Genomic DNA, 17,795 nt, shown 5'->3' on the forward strand with positions numbered 1-17,795 from the left:
CACGACCGCTTATTCCGGACGTGCCTTCACGATGCGAATCCGCACCTCTACATATTCTTCACAATCGACTTCTTCTTTTTCAATCGTCAATCCGGTTTGCTCGATCATATCGACAGAATCGCGAAGGGTATTTAACGCAATCCGTGTATCGCGAGCAAAGCTCTTATGACGTTTTTTCTTCGGTGGCTGTGGTGTCATCAATCGTTCCACCCGGCGCTCCGTCTCCTTGACGTTCCATTCCCGTTCCAGAATTTCAGCGAGTACCGTTACTTGTAGCGCTTCATCCTTGAGCGGTAATAACGCACGGGCATGACGCTCCGTGATCGTCCGTTGCTTCAATGCTTCCCGGACATCCGTTGGCAATCGAAGCAAACGCAATTTGTTGGCAATCGTCGATTGACTACGTCCGAGCTTACGGGCTAACACTTCTTGCGTGATGTCTTGTAACGCAAGCAAGCGCTCATAGGCTTCTGCTTCTTCGATTGGTGTCAAATCTTCGCGTTGCAGATTTTCAATCAATGCCAGTGAAGCAGTCGTCTCGTCCGTCATCTCTTTGACGATGGCAGGAATCGTTTCCCAGCCAAGCGAGCGCACTGCCCGGTATCGTCGTTCTCCCGCAATGATCTCGTATCCTGTTCCTTGTTTTCGAACGACGATCGGCTGGAGTAATCCATGCTCTTCGATCGTAACGGCTAGCTCTTCAATTCGGTCCCCATCAAACACTGTCCGTGGTTGGAACTGGTTTGCGACAAGTTCTGTCAATGGTAATTCCTGAACCGTCTCTTGTGGGTCAAGCTCGATCGTAGCAGGTTGCCCTCCCTTACCGAGCAGCTTGGCAATTGCATTTCTCACGTTGGCGCACCTCACCTTTATCAGTCATCGTTTCACGTGAAACGGTGTTTAGCTTAATGGATCTTTCGCAGGCGTACCCGCTTTACGCGGATATTTCCCGGGTGTTGTTCGTTTTTTATCTACAATAACGATATTACGCTCACTTTCCTCGCCTGGCAATTGGAACTGGAAACTTTCCCGTAAATTCCCACCGAGTACTTTTAAGGCAATCGCACCATCCTCGAGCTCTTCACTGACTTTCGCTGCCTTCAAGGCAACGAATTGTCCACCGACTTTCGCAAGCGGTAAGCAATATTCCGCGAGAACGGACATCCGGGCGACCGCACGAGCTGTCACGACGTCGAACCGTTCGCGGAATTGTTTATTTTTACCGAACTCTTCGGCGCGTCCATGATGGAACGCGACACCTTCTAGTCCGAGTTCCGTCGCCAAATGATTGAGGAAGCCGATTCGTTTGTTCAGTGAATCGACGATCGTCACTTGGAGATGTGGGAACATGATCTTGATCGGCAGACTTGGGAAACCAGCGCCCGCTCCGACATCACAAACCGTCGTGACCGTCGTGAAATCGAAATAGAACGCTGCTGTGATCGAATCGTAGAAGTGCTTGAGATAGACATCTTCTTCGTCCGTGATCGCTGTCAGGTTCATCTTTTCATTCCACTCGACGAGCAGTTCATAATACCGTTTGAATTGATGCAACTGATGTTCTGAGACTTCAAGTCCCTGTGCTGCCAATGCTGTTACGAATTGCTGTTGGTTCATCTCGTTCACTCCGCAGTCAATGCGTATTGGCCTTGCTCGATGTAGACAAGCAGAATCGAGATATCAGACGGGTTTACCCCTGAGATCCGGGATGCTTGTCCGATCGAGAGCGGACGCACTTGGTTTAGTTTTTGTTTCGCTTCAATCGCTAATCCACTGATCGCATCGTAATCGAGACGATCCGGAATCCGTTTTTGCTCCATCCGCATCATTTTTTCGACTTGATCAAGTTGCTTATCGATGTAGCCGGCATATTTGACTTGGATTTCGACTTGTTCTGCTGCTTCTGCAGACAGTGGTGTTTCCGGTGGTGTCATCTGCGCGATCATCGCATACGTGATTTCCGGGCGTTTCAGCAACGTGATCGCATGCAGAGCTTCCTTGAGTGGTGATGCACCAATTGCTTCTAGCTGTGCATTCACGTCCGCTGTCGCTTTGATGACGACCTTCTCAAGACGTTTCATCTCAAGACGGATTTGTTCTTGTTTATCGAGCAACTTCGCTTGGCGCTCTTCCGAGATCAATCCGAGTTCATGTCCGATTTCCGATAGGCGAAGGTCCGCATTATCATGACGGAGCAACAACCGGTACTCGGCGCGTGACGTCAAGAGACGGTATGGTTCGTTCGTACCTTTCGTGACGAGATCATCGATCATGACACCGATATAGCCTTGTGAACGTGACAAGATAAGTGGTTCTTTGCCTTGGACTTGTAGTCCGGCATTGATCCCTGCCATGATTCCTTGTCCCGCTGCTTCCTCATACCCACTTGTTCCGTTGATTTGACCCGCTGTGAATAAACCAGGAACACGTTTTGTCTCGAGCGTTGGCCAGAGTTGTGTCGGAACAACGGCATCGTACTCAATCGCATAACCAGGACGCATCATTTCTGAATTCTCAAGCCCTGGAATCGAGCGGAGAATATCGTGTTGGACGTCTTCCGGCAAGCTTGTTGATAACCCTTGCACGTAGACTTCTTCCGTATCGCGACCTTCTGGCTCAAGGAAGATTTGGTGACGCGGTTTATCGTTGAACCGGACGACCTTATCTTCGATCGATGGGCAATAACGTGGACCTGTTCCTTTGATCATTCCAGAGAACATCGGGGAGCGGTGCAGGTTCGCATCGATCAACTGATGCGTATACTCCGTCGTATACGTCAACCAGCATGGGATCTGTTCCGTGATCATCTGAGTCGTTTCATGACTAAATGGAAGTGCTACTTCGTCACCTGGTTGGATCTCCGTCTTCGAGTAGTCAATCGTTTTCCCGTCGATTCGTGGTGGTGTACCTGTTTTGAAACGTGCGAGCTCGAATCCGAGTTCTTCAAGATGTTTCGATAGATTGATCGATGGCATCTGATTGTTCGGACCACTCTCGTACGACAATTCACCGATGATGATTTTTCCACGCATGAACGTTCCTGTCGTGATGACGACCGCTTTTGCCCGGTACTCCGCCCCTGTATTCGTGACGACACCGACGCAGCGTCCTTCGTCGTCAATCAATAACCGTTCGACGAGCGCTTGACGTAAGAGCAGATTCGGCTCATCCTCGAGCGCTTTTTTCATTCGGTTTTGGTATTCGAATTTATCCGCCTGTGCCCGTAGTGCTCGCACGGCAGGACCTTTTGATGTGTTTAACATTTTCATTTGAATATACGTTGCATCGATCGCGCGTGCCATTTCGCCACCGAGCGCATCGATTTCCCGGACGACGATTCCTTTTGCAGGACCACCGATCGACGGGTTGCAATACATGAATCCGACCATATCGGGATTCATTGTCAACATGACCGTTTTCGAGCCCATTCGTGCCGCAGCAAGAGAGGCTTCGATGCCGGCATGTCCGGCTCCGACGACGATGACGTCGAATTCACCTGCTTGATAAGCCATAGTACTGGTTCCTCCTTCTTATTCCACACGCAGTCGTCTCGAATTATTTCCCGAGACAGAACTGCGAAAACAACTGATCCAATAAACTATCCTGTGCTGTATCACCATTGATTTCGCCAAGCGTATCCCACGCTCGTCGTAAATCGATCTGTACCATGTCGATTGGCATCGCTGCTTCTGCTGCACCGAGAGCATCTTCAATCATTTGACTCGCTCGTTTGATGAGCTGGATGTGACGCGCATTTGAGACGTACGTCATATCCTGACCTTCGACACCCTGTTCAAAGAACAGACTCGCAATCGCTGCTTCGAGATCGTTGACGCCTGCTTCTTCGAGCAAGGATGTCGTGACGATTGGTCGACCATCAGCAAGCTCCGTGACACGCGCTAAGTCAATCTGTTGCGCCAAGTCACTCTTGTTGACGATGATGATCGCGTTCATTCCTTTGATTGCTTCAAACAGCAAGACGTCCTCATCCGTCAGAACATCATTCCCGTTTAGGACGAGTAAGATTAAATCGGCCGTCTTCAAAGCCTGACGCGACTTTTCAACACCCATCCGTTCGACGATATCTTCCGTCTCGCGAATCCCTGCCGTATCAATCAACTTCAACGGTACACCGCGAACATTGACGTACTCCTCGATCGTATCGCGTGTCGTTCCCGCGATATCCGTGACGATGGCCTTTGCTTCTTGCACCAATGTGTTGAGCAAAGACGACTTTCCGACGTTCGGACGACCGATGATCGCTGTGGATAACCCTTCGCGCAAGATTTTTCCTTGGCGTGCCGTTGTTAATAACTCTGCCAAAATCGCGCGGACAGCACCAGCATCACGTTCGACGATCTGTTGCGTCATCTCTTCTGCATCGTACTCTGGGTAATCGATGTTGACTTCGATCGCAGCAATCGTCTGTAACAATTGTTGACGTAAGTCTTGGACGAGTTTTGAGAGACGTCCTTCAATCTGACTGACGGCGACATGCATCGCTCGGTCCGTCTTCGCCCGGATCAGATCCATGACGGCTTCCGCTTGTGATAAATCGATTCGTCCGTTCAAGAACGCACGTTTCGTAAATTCACCAGGTTCCGCCAGCCGGACTTCCGGTTGGGCGAGGATGAGTTCGAGGACACGATTGACCGCGACGACTCCTCCATGACAATTCAATTCGATGACATCTTCACGTGTAAACGTCTTTGGTGCGCGCATGACACTCACCATTACTTCATCGACGACACGGTCCGCCTCATGGTCGACCAATTTCCCGTAATGAATCGTATGGGTTGGTACTTCCGTCAAGCGGTTGCTCCCTTTGTAAACACGGTCGGCTACAGCGACTGCATCAGGACCTGATAAGCGCACGATCGCAATCGCCCCTTCTCCCATCGGCGTCGAAATCGCGGCAATCGTATCAAATTCCATCATCCGTTCTTCCACCTCGTTTTTCTTCTGTCTTTTTATGAGTATTTAATCCTTAATCGTTGCAATGGGTATAACGAAACAACTATACACGAAATGACGCAAAAGAAAAAGAGCGACACTCTGTCAAAACAAAGCGTCGCTCTTCACGTATTAGCGTTTCTTTTTCGATTTTTTAGGAGCCGGAGCTGCTTGTGCCGCTTCTTTTTCACGTTTAGCAGCCATTGTCGCTTCCGTCTGCAACTTAATCTTTTCACGCATTGGCTTCATGATGACGATCGTGACGATGATCGAGAAGATGTAACCGACGACCCAGTAAAGCGAAAGGGCAGATGGGAGTGTAACCCCCATGATGAAGATCATGATCGGGAAGACGTAGAGCATGATTTTCATTTGTGGATTGTCTTCTTGACCTGCCATCGAGATCTTTTGTTGCAGATACGTCAGTATCGCAGACATGATCGGCAAGATGAAGAATTGGTCCGGTTTCCCAAGGTCGAACCAGAGGAAAGGATGTTGGAAAATAGCTGGTGTGTAGATGATCGCATTGTAGAACGCGATCAAGATCGGCATTTGGATCAAGATCGGTAGACAGCCTGCGAGTGGATTGACGTTGTGCTCTTGGTAGAGCTTCATCATTTCCTGTTGCAATTTCTGTTGTGTCTCTTGGTCTTTTGAGCTGTATTTTTCACGAAGCTTCATCATTTCCGGTTGAATGACTTGCATCCCACCCATACTCTTCGTTTGTTTAATCATCAACGGAAGGATGACAAGACGAACGAGAAGTGTCGTGATGATGATTCCAATACCGTAATCACCATTAAAGAAAAGTGAAATCTCACGAATCAACCACGCCATCGGCCAAACGAAGTAATGTTTCCAAAAACCTTCTGTGTCTTTTGTGATCGGTTCACCAGTACCATACGTGCTAGGTGTACAGCCGGATAATACGATCGCGAGCACGGACACGAGTCCGAGAGTTAACCAAATCTTAGTTCTCTTGTTCATAATTCCTCCTAGAAATTGTTTACGCTTTGTCGAACGCCATCTTCTTCTATAGTAAGGCAAGGAAAGGGAGCGCCGTACAAATCAACAGGATGCATTGCTACGATTCATTTTTTTGATCGCATCCAGACACCGGAACGTTTGAGCACGTGACGGAGACTGTCAGCCACTTCTTGCGCGGTCATCTTCGCGGCCGGATTGCGCGCGATGATCACCAAATCATAATTCGGGGCAATCGAGGCTTCATGCTGCTGGCATGCTTCCCGAAGATACCGTTTTACCTGATTCCGGACGACGGCATTCCCGATTTTCTTACTGACGGATAAACCAACCCGAAAGTGAGTCTGTTGCTCCTTTTTCAAGGCATACACGACAAATTGCCGATTTGCGACAGAGGCTCCTTTAGTAAACACCGCTTGGAACTCCTTGTCTTTCTTGACGCGGTATTCCTTCTTCACCTTATTCACACTCCATCCTGACACTACGAAAATTCGTCGTCTCTCATCATATCATAGAATAAACATGCGACGCGATAGGGCGCATGTGACAAAAGCACGAACACACGAAAAAACATAAAAAAAATCACCTCGGATCATGCCCGAAGTGATGGATGCATCAATGCATTAGACAGTCAAGGCTTTGCGGCCCTTAAGACGGCGAGCAGCCAAGATACGGCGGCCACTCTTCGTAGCCATACGCGCACGGAATCCGTGAACTTTTTTACGCTTACGGTTGTTTGGGTTGAAAGTTGGTTTCATTCGTCTGCACCTCCTTTAAAAGATCTTTATAACCAATTGTTATTTTCTACTTTAAGGCAGTCTTGTACATTATATAAACTGATTGTGGCATTGTCAATGAAAGTTCAGAAGATTTCTTGTCCTGCTTAAGGGATTTCTGGTTCGAAAACAGGCGATAGGATTCGACTGCGCAAACTCTATTACGCGATAGAATACATATCGATCATGGAGGGGATGTTTGTTGACTTATCCACCTATCCACAGACTTATCCACATTATCCACACTTTCCGTGGATAACTCTTCACTTTGTCTACAATAGTATTTTTTAAAATCGACGTCAATCCTCGATTTTCGATTCCTTTTTTCGTCCTCTTTCGTATTTTGTGAATAACTCTTTTTCAACGCTTCCTCTTTCGAAAAGTTATCCACCTCTTATCCACAATTTATCCACACTATCCACAGCTTGTGGGTAACTACCTGTGGACGGTTTAATTTACTTGTGGATAAATCATTCCAACCATTGCCAGGGCTCATTTCTTTTGATACACTAATTGTGCATAACATGATCCTGATTGTTCAGGACAAAACAAGTTATACACACCCTGTGGATAACTTTATACACAGATTCAACTGCCTGTGGATAACGTTATCCACAGTTTTTACGTTATGGGGATAAGTCGAGTTTCTTCATTAACTTTGTCTGTGTATAAGCCTGTGTACAAAAATTTTCTATCTTGATAAAAAAAGGGGGGTATTTATGAAAAACGCTGCCGAACTTTGGCATAATGTCTTATCTGTGATCGAGGAAGAGGAACGAACACCAAAAGCTAGTTATGATATGTGGTTGAAATCCACAGAAGGCGTCACGCTAAATGGAACGACACTACTCGTTTCAGCACCAGCTGCATTTACGGTGACATGGCTCGAGCGCCAGTACTTATCTTTACTCGAAGACACAGTTGAGGAAGTAACAGGAAGCCGACTCGATATTCAGTTCATTGAAGAGGGACAAGCGAAGAAAATGCTCGATCGACAAGAAGAGGAACGTGTTGAGGCAACACCGACTCCGAAATCGCGTCCATCGAACATGCGGAGACCAACAGAGGAATTGACGATGAGTGAACTCGGACAATTGAATGAGAAGTATACGTTCGATACATTCGTCATCGGATCGGGGAACCGTTTTGCGCATGCCGCTTCACTCGCTGTTGCGGAAGCGCCTGCTAAAGCATACAATCCGCTTTTCATCTATGGTGGCGTTGGTCTTGGCAAAACCCATCTGATGCATGCCATCGGACAGTACGTTCAAGATCAAAATCTCGGGACACGGATTGCCTATGTCTCTTCTGAACGCTTTACGAATGACTTCATTAACTCCATCCGCGATAATAAAACGGTTGAGTTTCGAAATAAATACCGTAACATCGATGTCCTCTTAATTGATGACATTCAGTTCCTTGCGGGCAAAGAACAGACACAAGAAGAGTTTTTCCACACGTTCAATGCCCTGCACAACGACCAAAAACAAATCATCATCTCAAGTGACCGACCACCAAAAGAGATTCCAACGCTTGAAGATCGGCTTCGTTCTCGATTTGAATGGGGATTGATCACCGACATCACGCCACCGGATCTCGAGACACGGATTGCGATCTTACGGAAAAAGGCGAATGCGGAGCAACTTGACGTCTCAAACGAAGTCATGCTCTACATCGCGAGTCAAATTGATACGAACATTCGGGAGCTCGAAGGGGCGTTGACGCGTGTCATTGCCTATGCGAATCTCGTCGGGCGACCAATCGATCCAAATGTCGCTGCAGAAGCCTTGCATAACATCATGCCGGTCGCTGAACCGCGTAAAGTCACGATTCGTGACATCCAGGAGTCGGTCAGTAAACATTTCAACTTACCGTTTGATGATCTTAAGGCGAAGAAACGAACGAAATCGATTGCCTTCCCACGTCAAATCGCGATGTATCTTTCGCGTGAGATGACAGAAAGCTCTTTACCGAAAATCGGAGAAGAATTCGGGGGACGCGACCATACGACCGTCATCCATGCCCATGAAAAAATCAGTATGTTGATCAAATCGGACGGGGAAACAGGCAAAGTCATCGAACAAATTAAACATGAATTAAAGCATTCATAAAACTGTGGATAAACATGTGGATAAAGTAGGGTAGTTATCCACAACTTATCCACACCGTTTTTGGCTTTATATCAAGTTATCCACCGACTTATCCACACTATCCACAGCCCCTAAGACTATTATTAAAAAAATATATTATTATGTTATGATGGGCGCATGCCCATTATTTTCGAGAGGAGTCTAACGACGATATGCATATCACCATTCAACGCGAAGCTTTAATTCAAGCAGTACAAGATGTAGCCAAAGCGGTCTCATCCCGCACGACGATTCCGATTCTGACAGGGATCAAACTCGAAGCTCATGGAGATGGCATGACGCTGACAGGAAGCGATACAGAAATCTCGATTGAACGGACGATCTATGCAGAAGAGAATGGAACATCTTATGTCACGGTTCACCGTGCTGGTAGTGTCGTCTTGAATGCCCGCTTCTTCGGCGATATCGTCAAAAAGATGCCAAAAGACGAAGTCACACTCGAAGTCTCACCGAACTTCATGACACGGATCCAGTCAGGAACAGCGGAATTCCATTTGAACGGTCTTGATCCAGATGAGTTCCCACGCCTTCCACAAGTCGATGGGGGACAACGTTTCCGTTTACCGGCTGATCTCTTACGTTCGATGATTCGTCAAACAAGCTTCGCTGTCGCCGTTCAAGAAACACGTCCTGTTCTGACAGGTGTGAACTTCTCAGCTGATAAAGGTATCTTGACGTGTGTCTCAACGGATAGTCACCGTCTAGCCCTTCGTCGTGCACAGTTCGAGACAGATACAGATATCTCGTTCCAGAACGTCATCGTTCCAGGGAAGAGCTTAAATGAATTATCGAAGTTGCTTGGGGATGGTCATGTGGATATCACGATCACAAACCAACAAATCTTATTCAAGATGAAGCACGTCCTCTTCTTCTCGCGTCTACTCGACGGAAACTATCCGGATACATCACGTTTGATTCCGGAAGAGTACCGGACAGCTGTCCGCATAAACGCGAAAGAATTGCTCCAAGCGATCGATCGCGCGTCACTGCTTGCACGTGAGGACCGTAACAACGTCATCAAGTTCGCAGCTGAAGGAACGACAGCGGTCGAGATCTCTTCACATTCACCAGAAGTCGGGAAAGTCTCGGAGCAAGTCAGCATTCTTTCGCTTGAAGGAGAAGAGCTGAAAATCTCGTTCAACTCGAAGTACATGATGGACGCCTTGAAGGCACTTGACGCGACAGATATCGAAATCCAGTTCACGGGTTCGATTCGTCCATTTATCTTGCACCCAGTCGATCAAGATAACGTCCTGCAACTGATTCTTCCAGTCCGGACGGCGTAAGCATAAACACGAAATACGTGATAAGACGGGTTCGATCGTTTCGACATCGGACCCGTCTTTTTCGTATACCGTATATACGTTCGGGGATTTTGCTAAATCGCTCAATGTTTAGTACAATAAAGAGTACGTCATTTATAATATGTAGGTAGGAGGAGTCAATCCATGCAAGAAATCAGAATTACAACGGAATACGTCACATTAGGGCAGTTCCTGAAGCTATCGGATATCATCTCAAGCGGAGGACAAGCCAAACCGTTTTTAGCAGAGGTACCGATTCTAGTCAACGGCGAGGTCGATCAGCGACGTGGTCGTAAATTACGGGATGGAGACATCATTGATGTAGAAGACTACGGTCAGTTCATCATCAAGAACGAGGGCAACTAACGTGCGGCTGGATTCAGTCCGACTCAGTCATTATCGCAACTATGACGCACTCGAACTGTCATTCTCCGAAAAAACGAATGTCCTGATTGGTGAAAATGCACAAGGGAAGACGAACTTATTGGAAGCGATCTATGTTCTTGCTCTCGCGAAGTCGCACCGGACGACGCATGACAAGGAACTGATCGGTTGGGATCAGGAAACAGCGCGCGTCGAAGGACGTGTCGTCAAGCGGACCGGCTCCCATGTCCAAGAGATCGTCATCTCGGGTCGCGGGAAAAAAGCAAAGCTGAATCATCTAGAGCAACGACGCTTGAGTGATTATGTCGGGGCACTGAACATCGTTTTATTCGCCCCGGAAGATTTGCATATCGTCAAAGGTAGTCCACAAGTCCGCCGACGATTTCTCGATATGGAGATCGGTCAAGTCAGCCCGGTCTATCTGCATGAATTGAGCCAGTATCTGAAAGTGTTGAAGCAGCGGAATGCATTGCTGAAACAACTGTCCATGAAGGGAGGAGACGAGACCTTCCTTGATATCTTGACGGAGCAAATGATTACGCTAGCCGTTAAAATCGTTCAGCGCCGGCATCATTTCATGGCCCAGCTCGAAAAGTGGGCACGACCGATTCATGACGGAATCAGTCGTGGACAGGAAGAACTCGCGCTCATCTATCGTTCGGACACATTCGGCGACGAATTACTCGATGTCGAAGGAATGACTGCGTCCTACACGCGGAAGTTTGGTAAAATAAAAGAAAATGAAATCCGAAGAGGAGTTACGTTGTTTGGACCACATCGCGATGACTTCGAGATGGAAGTCAATGGACGAAACGTCCAAACGTATGGTTCACAAGGACAACAACGAACAGCAGCTCTCTCGTTAAAGCTTGCGGAGATCGAATTGATTCATGAGGAAGTAGGGGAATATCCACTTCTTCTACTCGACGATGTCTTATCCGAGCTTGATGATCATCGTCAAACACATTTGCTCGATACGATGCAACAAAAGGTCCAGACGATCCTGACGACGACAAGCGTCGACGGGATTGCGCATGAAACGATCAACCAAGCGAAGTTGTTCCACGTGAAACAAGGGACGGTCGATTTGGAAGAGACATCATATAAAGAAACAGTAGGTGAGAAAACCGATGAGTAATCATGAAGATATGGAATTGGAACAGGGGTACGGTGCCGATCAGATTCAAGTACTTGAAGGATTAGAAGCAGTTCGTAAACGTCCAGGGATGTATATCGGCTCGACGGCATCAAAGGGTCTCCATCACCTCGTATGGGAGATCGTCGATAACTCGATTGATGAGGCGCTCGCAGGATACTGTGACACGATCAAGGTGACGATCGAACCAGGGAACTCGATCTTAGTCGAGGATAATGGACGCGGTATTCCAGTCGACATTCAAGAGAAGATGGGTCGTCCTGCCGTTGAGGTCATCCTAACAGTCCTCCACGCCGGTGGTAAGTTCGGCGGCGGCGGATATAAAGTATCGGGCGGATTACACGGTGTTGGGGCTTCGGTCGTTAACGCTCTGTCGACGAAACTTGAAGTGTTCGTCAAACGGAACGAGAAACTGTATTACCAAGCGTACCATCGCGGTGTACCAGCGCAAGATCTCGAAGTAATCGGAACATCAGAAGAGACAGGAACGACGATTCGTTTCTTCCCAGACGGTGAGATTTTCCAAGAGACGCTCGAGTATGACTATGATTTGCTAGCGACACGCCTGCGGGAACTTGCTTTCTTGAACAAAGGCTTGAAGATCATCATCACGGACGATCGTGCGGATGAGCCGATGACGCGTAGCTTCCACTACGAAGGTGGGATCAAGTCCTACGTCGAACACTTGAACCGTTCAAAAGAAGTCGTTCATGCGGAACCCGTCTATGTACACGGAACAAAAGACGGCATCGAAGTTGAAGTCGCGCTTCAGTATAACGACGGATTTGCGTCAAACATCTACTCGTTCACGAACAACATCCCGACGCATGAAGGTGGTACGCACGAGACCGGCTTCAAGACGGCTTTGACACGGGTCATCAATGACTACGCGAAGAAGTTCGGTTTGATGAAGGATGCAGACGGTACGTTATCCGGTGAGGACGTACGTGAAGGAATGACAGCGATCGTTTCCGTCAAACACCCGAACCCACAGTTCGAAGGTCAGACGAAAACGAAACTCGGGAACTCCGACGCGCGTACGGTTACGGATTCACTCTTCTCTGGTGCATTTGAGCAGTTCATGCTCGAAAACCCGACGAATGCACGCGCAATCGTCGAAAAAGGGATGATGGCGTCACGCGCCCGGATGGCAGCGAAACGCGCCCGTGAACTGACACGCCGTAAAGGTGTTCTCGAAGTGAGCTCGCTTCCAGGTAAACTGGCCGACTGTTCGTCACGTGATGCCTCGATTTCCGAATTGTACATCGTTGAGGGTGATTCAGCGGGTGGTTCTGCGAAATCCGGACGCGATCGTCATTTCCAAGCGATCTTACCGATTCGCGGTAAAATCTTGAACGTTGAGAAAGCACGTCTCGATAAGATTCTCGGAAGCAATGAGATTCGGACGATCATCACGGCACTCGGAACAAGTATCGGTTCTGAGTTCAATATCGAAAAAGCACGCTATCACAAAGTCATCATCATGACCGATGCCGATGTCGATGGTGCCCACATTCGGACACTCTTGTTGACGTTCTTCTACCGTTACATGCGTCCGCTTGTCGAGCATGGGTATGTCTATATCGCTCAGCCACCGCTATACGGGATCAAACAAGGGAAGAACATCACGTACGTGCATAACGAACGTGAATTGACAGAGGCGCTTGCAGCGCTTCCTGAAAACGCACGGTACGACATTCAGCGCTACAAAGGTCTTGGGGAGATGGATCCAGAGCAACTTTGGGAAACGACGATGGATCCAAGTGGTCGTCAAATGTTGCGTGTCGAGCTTCAAGATGCGATCGAAGCAGATGAAGTCTTTGATATCTTGATGGGAGATCAAGTCGAACCACGACGCGACTTCATTCAATCACACGCACATTACGTCAAGAACCTGGATATTTAACGCTGAACAGAGAGGGTGGCCAGAAGCATGTCCGAACAAAATCACGGAATCATCAAGGATATTAATATCAGTCAAGAGATGCGTACGTCCTTCATGGACTACGCGATGAGCGTCATCGTCGCACGTGCTCTTCCGGACGTACGGGACGGCTTAAAACCCGGACACCGCCGGATTCTCTATGCGATGAACGACCTCGGTATTCGTGCCGATAAACCACATAAAAAGTCTGCCCGTATCGTCGGGGAAGTCATCGGTAAGTATCACCCGCACGGGGATTCTGCCGTCTATGACACGATGGTCCGCATGGCGCAAGACTTCAGCTACCGTTACGAACTCGTCGATGGACACGGAAACTTCGGGTCTGTCGATGGGGACTCGGCGGCTGCGATGCGATATACGGAAGCTCGTATGTCAAAAATCGCGATGGAGATCGTTCGCGATATCAACAAAAACACAGTCGATTTCAAAGATAACTACGATGGTTCGGAACGCGAACCGGAAGTCTTACCGTCACGCTTCCCGAACTTACTCGTCAACGGTTCGAGCGGGATCGCGGTCGGGATGGCAACGAACATTCCACCACATCAGCTTGGCGAAGTCATCGATGGTGTCTTAGCCTTGTCGCACGATCCAGAAATCACGATCCAAGAACTGATGCAGCACATTCCGGGACCTGATTTCCCGACAGCTGGTGAAATTCTTGGTCGTAGCGGTATTCGTCGCGCTTATGAGACAGGACGTGGCTCAATCATCGTCCGTGCGAAAGCTGAAATCGAACAGACGAAAAAAGACCGGGAACGGATCATCGTGACGGAGCTGCCTTATCAGGTCAATAAAGCCCGCCTCGTTGAAAAGATTGCCGATCTCGTTCGCGAGAAAAAGATCGAAGGTATCACCGATTTACGAGATGAGTCAGATCGCCGCGGTATGCGCATCGTCATGGAAATCCGTCGTGACGCAAATGCGAGCGTCATCTTAAATAACTTGTATAAACAGACGTCGATGCAAACGACGTTTGGTGTCAATATGCTAGCGATCGTCGGAGGACGTCCGAAAACATTGACGCTCAAGGAAATGCTTTATCATTACCTCGAGCATCAAAAAGAAATCGTGCGTCGTCGGACACAGTTCGATCTCGAAAAAGCAGAAGCGCGTGAACACTTGCTCGCTGGTCTACGGATTGCACTCGATCATTTGGATGAAGTCATTCAAATCATTCGCGGGAACCGGACAGCGGACGCAGCACGTGAACAGTTGATGGAGCGTTTTGCGTTATCCGAGAAACAATCACAAGCGATTCTCGATATGCGCTTGCAACGCCTGACAGGTCTTGAACGGGAGAAGATTGAAGCAGAGTATGACGAAATCATGCAATTGATCGCGGAACTGAACCGCATCCTTGCGAGTGAGGAAGTCTTGCTTGATTTGATCCGGACAGAACTTGAAGAGTTGAAAGAACGTTTCAACGACGAACGTCGGACGGAAATCCGCATGGACCACATCGAATTCGAAGACGAAGATTTGATTCCGGAACAGGATATCATCATCACGTTGACAAGCAGTGGCTACATCAAACGGATGACGACGGATTCGTACCGGACACAACGCCGCGGTGGACGTGGGGTTCAGGGAATCGGAACGAACGACGAGGATTACGTCACGCGTCTCTTGTCTTGTTCGACGCATGATACGATTCTATTCTTTACGAACCGTGGGAAAGTCTACCGGATTCGTGGATATGAAGTACCGGAGATGAGTCGGACATCAAAAGGTGTACCAATCATCAACCTCATCCAAATCGAACGCGACGAAAAGGTCGAGACGATGATTCCAGTCAACTTCAAACGTTATCTCGAGGAGCAACAAGCAACTGAAGCACCTGTCGAGGTGATTGAAGGAGAGATTGAAGAGACGGAAGAAACGCTCGAAACGGAAGAAGTCGTTCAAGATGAGCAAAAATCATTGATCTTCATGACACGTAAAGGACGCGTTAAACGTTCACCGTTGTCTGCGTACGCACGGATCAACAAAAACGGTTTGATCGCGATTCGATTGTTTGAAGACGATGAGTTGACATCGGTTCGTCTCGCATCGACGGACGATGAAGTCTTTGCTGTTTCAACAAGCGGGAAAGCGATTCGTTTCCCAATCACGAATGTCCGCTCGATGGGACGTGGTGCTCGTGGGGTCAAAGCGATGACGTTACGCCCAGACGATTTCGTCGTCGGGATGGAACTTGCACGCGATGCACAAGATGTTCTTGTCATTACGGAAAAAGGATTCGGTAAACGAACACCGATGACCGAGTTCCGTAGCCAGTCTCGTGGTGGTAAAGGATTGATCGCGAGTAAGGTGACGGATCGCGTCGGTCAAATCGTTGCCATGCGAATCGTTGATGTTGATGATGACATCATGATTATGACAGAGAGTGGTATCGTCATTCGGACAGACTCGCAATACATTTCACGTGTCGGCCGGAATACCCAAGGGGTGAAGGTCATTCGAATCGAAGAGGGTGACCGTGTTGCGACGGTTGCCAAACTGAAACGCGAAGAGACTGATGAAATGGAAGAAGACACGAATCTTGTGTCAGAAGAGAATGAGATCGTGTCGGATGCTTCAGAAGAAGCGGAAGAATAAGCAAGACGTCAGCAAGAAAGCAGCAGAGTGATATACTACTCTGCTGCTTTTATCTACATATATAGAAAGAAGAGAAAGGAACGAAGCGATATGCGAGTGGCAAGTGACCAATTACGCATCGGGGATCGTTTGACTGAATCCATCTATTTACATACGGATCATCCGATCGTAGAAGCAGGGAAAAAAATAGGAAGCGATGAGTTACGACGAATCCAGCGTTTTTTAATTAAGGAAGTCGTCATTGAAGATCGACCTGATTTCAGTAAAGATGAACAAGTGCAGACTGAAACAGTTGAAGCCCATGTGGAACATCCATTTGAAGAATTTATTCGCTTTTACAATAAAGTCTTCATGTCATGGGAACAAGGAATGAAGCCGAATGTATACGAAGCATTGAGTTGGGTCAAACAGTCCGTTCCAGAACGGATTACGAGACAAGATGTCTTACCATTCTTCCTAGAGCGGGGAACGGAAGCTTATACAGTGCGACATGCCATTTATCGAGGGGCAATTGCGCAAATGCTGGCGGAAGCAGTCGGAAAAGAACGGAAAATGATTCATGAGTTGTGGACCGCATCCTATTTTGCAGACTATGGACTAGCGCGAATCATGGAATGGCGTCACACGAAACGATATGAAGCGATGCAACAAGAAATTTTTCAACGTCACCCGGCTATGGCGTATCAAGCCTTGCAAAAGGAGACGATCATCTCTGATACAGTAAATCGTTTAATTGTTCAACATCATGAACGGTTAGATGGAACAGGTTACCCTTTAAAGGTAAAAGGAGATAAGATCGCAGATCACACACGATTGTTCATCGTAGCGGATGTCTTTGCTGCAATGACGAGTTGGCGTCCGTATCGGGAAGCTTATACGCCGTTTGATGCCTATCGTCATTTGAAAGCAAGACCGATGCAATATTGCTCAAAGTATGTATTGTTGCTCGGACAATTACTTCTACCAATAGAAGTCGGTGATCGCGTGCTGATGAGTAACGGAAAGATTGCAACCATCACGCGAAAGAATCCAGTCTTTGATCGACCTGTCATTTCTTATGAAGAACAAGGACGGATGACGATCATTGATTTAATGGAAGAACGACAACATAGTATTATTCAGTTGATGGATTAATAGGGAATAAACAGCCTCTTGAGCCGGAATCGCAAGGTTCAAGAGGCTTGTTCATGATTTTAAAAACAATTTTAAAATAAGTGTTGCACAATAATAAAACGCATGATATATTATTACATGTCCTTAACAACGACAAGCGCTTGAAACAAACGAGAAAAACAATTTCAAAAAAGTTGTTGACTTCTTGTTTCAGACTTGGTATTCTAATTGAGTCGCCAAAACAGGCGCGGACGAACTTTGAAAACTGAACGATGAGGCAAAAATCGTATTCTACGGAATACAAACATGAATGAAGCGCAAGCTTCGTCAATCGTGACTCCGGTCACACAACGAGCAAGTCAAACACTTCATGGAGAGTTTGATCCTGGCTCAGGACGAACGCTGGCGGCGTGCCTAATACATGCAAGT

General features: G+C 47.7%; 14 protein-coding genes and 1 rRNA gene. 8 read left to right on the top strand and 7 right to left on the bottom strand.

Features of this window, described 5'->3' with window-relative positions; all coding sequences use genetic code 11:
• Positions 1-9: 9 nt before the first annotated feature.
• The 7 genes from noc to rpmH all read right to left on the bottom strand — a co-directional run bounded on the left by noc (position 10) and on the right by rpmH (position 6,695).
• Positions 10-852: a nucleoid occlusion protein gene (gene noc / locus KNQ03_RS16670; protein ID WP_023469857.1), complete on the bottom strand. Its 843-nt coding sequence runs from the start codon at positions 850-852 to the stop codon at positions 10-12.
• A 48-nt stretch (positions 853-900) separates the two neighbouring features.
• On the bottom strand, positions 901-1,617 hold the full coding sequence (gene rsmG / locus KNQ03_RS16675; protein ID WP_023469858.1) for a 16S rRNA (guanine(527)-N(7))-methyltransferase RsmG: 717 nt from the start codon (positions 1,615-1,617) through the stop codon (positions 901-903).
• A gap of 5 nt (positions 1,618-1,622) precedes the next feature.
• On the bottom strand, positions 1,623-3,512 hold the full coding sequence (gene mnmG / locus KNQ03_RS16680; RefSeq protein WP_058704738.1) for a tRNA uridine-5-carboxymethylaminomethyl(34) synthesis enzyme MnmG: 1,890 nt from the start codon (positions 3,510-3,512) through the stop codon (positions 1,623-1,625).
• Between the two features lie 43 nt (positions 3,513-3,555).
• On the bottom strand, positions 3,556-4,938 hold the full coding sequence (gene mnmE, locus KNQ03_RS16685; protein ID WP_305827687.1) for a tRNA uridine-5-carboxymethylaminomethyl(34) synthesis GTPase MnmE: 1,383 nt from the start codon (positions 4,936-4,938) through the stop codon (positions 3,556-3,558).
• A 147-nt stretch (positions 4,939-5,085) separates the two neighbouring features.
• On the bottom strand, positions 5,086-5,940 hold the full coding sequence (gene yidC / locus KNQ03_RS16690) for a membrane protein insertase YidC (RefSeq protein ID WP_214725634.1): 855 nt from the start codon (positions 5,938-5,940) through the stop codon (positions 5,086-5,088).
• A 104-nt stretch (positions 5,941-6,044) separates the two neighbouring features.
• Positions 6,045-6,395 (bottom strand): ribonuclease P protein component, encoded by a 351-nt coding sequence (rnpA, locus tag KNQ03_RS16695; protein ID WP_023469862.1) that lies wholly within the window; start codon positions 6,393-6,395, stop codon positions 6,045-6,047.
• A gap of 165 nt (positions 6,396-6,560) precedes the next feature.
• Positions 6,561-6,695, bottom strand: a complete 135-nt coding sequence (rpmH, locus tag KNQ03_RS16700) for a 50S ribosomal protein L34 (protein ID WP_012371910.1) — start codon at positions 6,693-6,695, stop codon at positions 6,561-6,563.
• Between the two features lie 737 nt (positions 6,696-7,432).
• On the opposite strand from rpmH, the gene dnaA reads away from it, so the two are divergent.
• The 8 genes from dnaA to KNQ03_RS16740 form a co-directional block, all read left to right on the top strand.
• Complete coding sequence (gene dnaA / locus KNQ03_RS16705; protein ID WP_023469863.1) at positions 7,433-8,824, top strand: chromosomal replication initiator protein DnaA; 1,392 nt, start codon at positions 7,433-7,435, stop codon at positions 8,822-8,824.
• 191 nt (positions 8,825-9,015) lie between these two features.
• Entirely contained in the window at positions 9,016-10,149 is a 1,134-nt protein-coding gene (gene dnaN, locus KNQ03_RS16710) for a DNA polymerase III subunit beta (protein ID WP_214725636.1), read from the top strand.
• Positions 10,150-10,311: 162 nt separating this feature from the next.
• Positions 10,312-10,533 (top strand): S4 domain-containing protein YaaA, encoded by a 222-nt coding sequence (gene yaaA / locus KNQ03_RS16715; protein ID WP_023469865.1) that lies wholly within the window; start codon positions 10,312-10,314, stop codon positions 10,531-10,533.
• Position 10,534: 1 nt separating this feature from the next.
• Entirely contained in the window at positions 10,535-11,689 is a 1,155-nt protein-coding gene (gene recF / locus KNQ03_RS16720) for a DNA replication/repair protein RecF (RefSeq protein ID WP_023469866.1), read from the top strand.
• 10 nt (positions 11,690-11,699) lie between these two features.
• Positions 11,700-13,613 carry a DNA topoisomerase (ATP-hydrolyzing) subunit B gene (gyrB, locus tag KNQ03_RS16725; RefSeq protein ID WP_200864062.1) on the top strand — a complete coding sequence of 638 codons (1,914 nt, stop codon included), beginning with the start codon at positions 11,700-11,702 and terminating at the stop codon, positions 13,611-13,613.
• 27 nt (positions 13,614-13,640) lie between these two features.
• The gene (gyrA, locus tag KNQ03_RS16730; RefSeq protein ID WP_064300777.1) at positions 13,641-16,253 is read left to right on the top strand and encodes a DNA gyrase subunit A; all 2,613 of its coding nucleotides are present in this window, start codon (positions 13,641-13,643) and stop codon (positions 16,251-16,253) included.
• Between the two features lie 90 nt (positions 16,254-16,343).
• On the top strand, positions 16,344-17,387 hold the full coding sequence (locus tag KNQ03_RS16735) for an HD-GYP domain-containing protein (protein WP_050678883.1): 1,044 nt from the start codon (positions 16,344-16,346) through the stop codon (positions 17,385-17,387).
• A gap of 346 nt (positions 17,388-17,733) precedes the next feature.
• A 16S ribosomal RNA gene (locus KNQ03_RS16740) occupies positions 17,734-17,795 on the top strand; the annotation flags it as partial.

This window comes from Exiguobacterium sp. s143 (assembly GCF_018618895.1).
Classification (GTDB): Bacteria; Bacillota; Bacilli; order Exiguobacteriales; family Exiguobacteriaceae; genus Exiguobacterium_A; species Exiguobacterium_A abrahamii.

Coding starts and splice junctions, on each gene's coding strand:
- dnaN (WP_214725636.1), top strand. CDS start 9,016: ATGCATATCACCATTCAACGCGAAGCTTTAATTCAAGCAGTACAAGAT.
- yaaA (WP_023469865.1), top strand. CDS start 10,312: ATGCAAGAAATCAGAATTACAACGGAATACGTCACATTAGGGCAGTTC.
- rpmH (WP_012371910.1), bottom strand. CDS start 6,695: ATGAAACCAACTTTCAACCCAAACAACCGTAAGCGTAAAAAAGTTCAC.
- KNQ03_RS16735 (WP_050678883.1), top strand. CDS start 16,344: ATGCGAGTGGCAAGTGACCAATTACGCATCGGGGATCGTTTGACTGAA.
- gyrB (WP_200864062.1), top strand. CDS start 11,700: ATGGAATTGGAACAGGGGTACGGTGCCGATCAGATTCAAGTACTTGAA.
- rsmG (WP_023469858.1), bottom strand. CDS start 1,617: ATGAACCAACAGCAATTCGTAACAGCATTGGCAGCACAGGGACTTGAA.
- dnaA (WP_023469863.1), top strand. CDS start 7,433: ATGAAAAACGCTGCCGAACTTTGGCATAATGTCTTATCTGTGATCGAG.
- yidC (WP_214725634.1), bottom strand. CDS start 5,940: ATGAACAAGAGAACTAAGATTTGGTTAACTCTCGGACTCGTGTCCGTG.
- mnmE (WP_305827687.1), bottom strand. CDS start 4,938: ATGATGGAATTTGATACGATTGCCGCGATTTCGACGCCGATGGGAGAA.
- gyrA (WP_064300777.1), top strand. CDS start 13,641: ATGTCCGAACAAAATCACGGAATCATCAAGGATATTAATATCAGTCAA.
- mnmG (WP_058704738.1), bottom strand. CDS start 3,512: ATGGCTTATCAAGCAGGTGAATTCGACGTCATCGTCGTCGGAGCCGGA.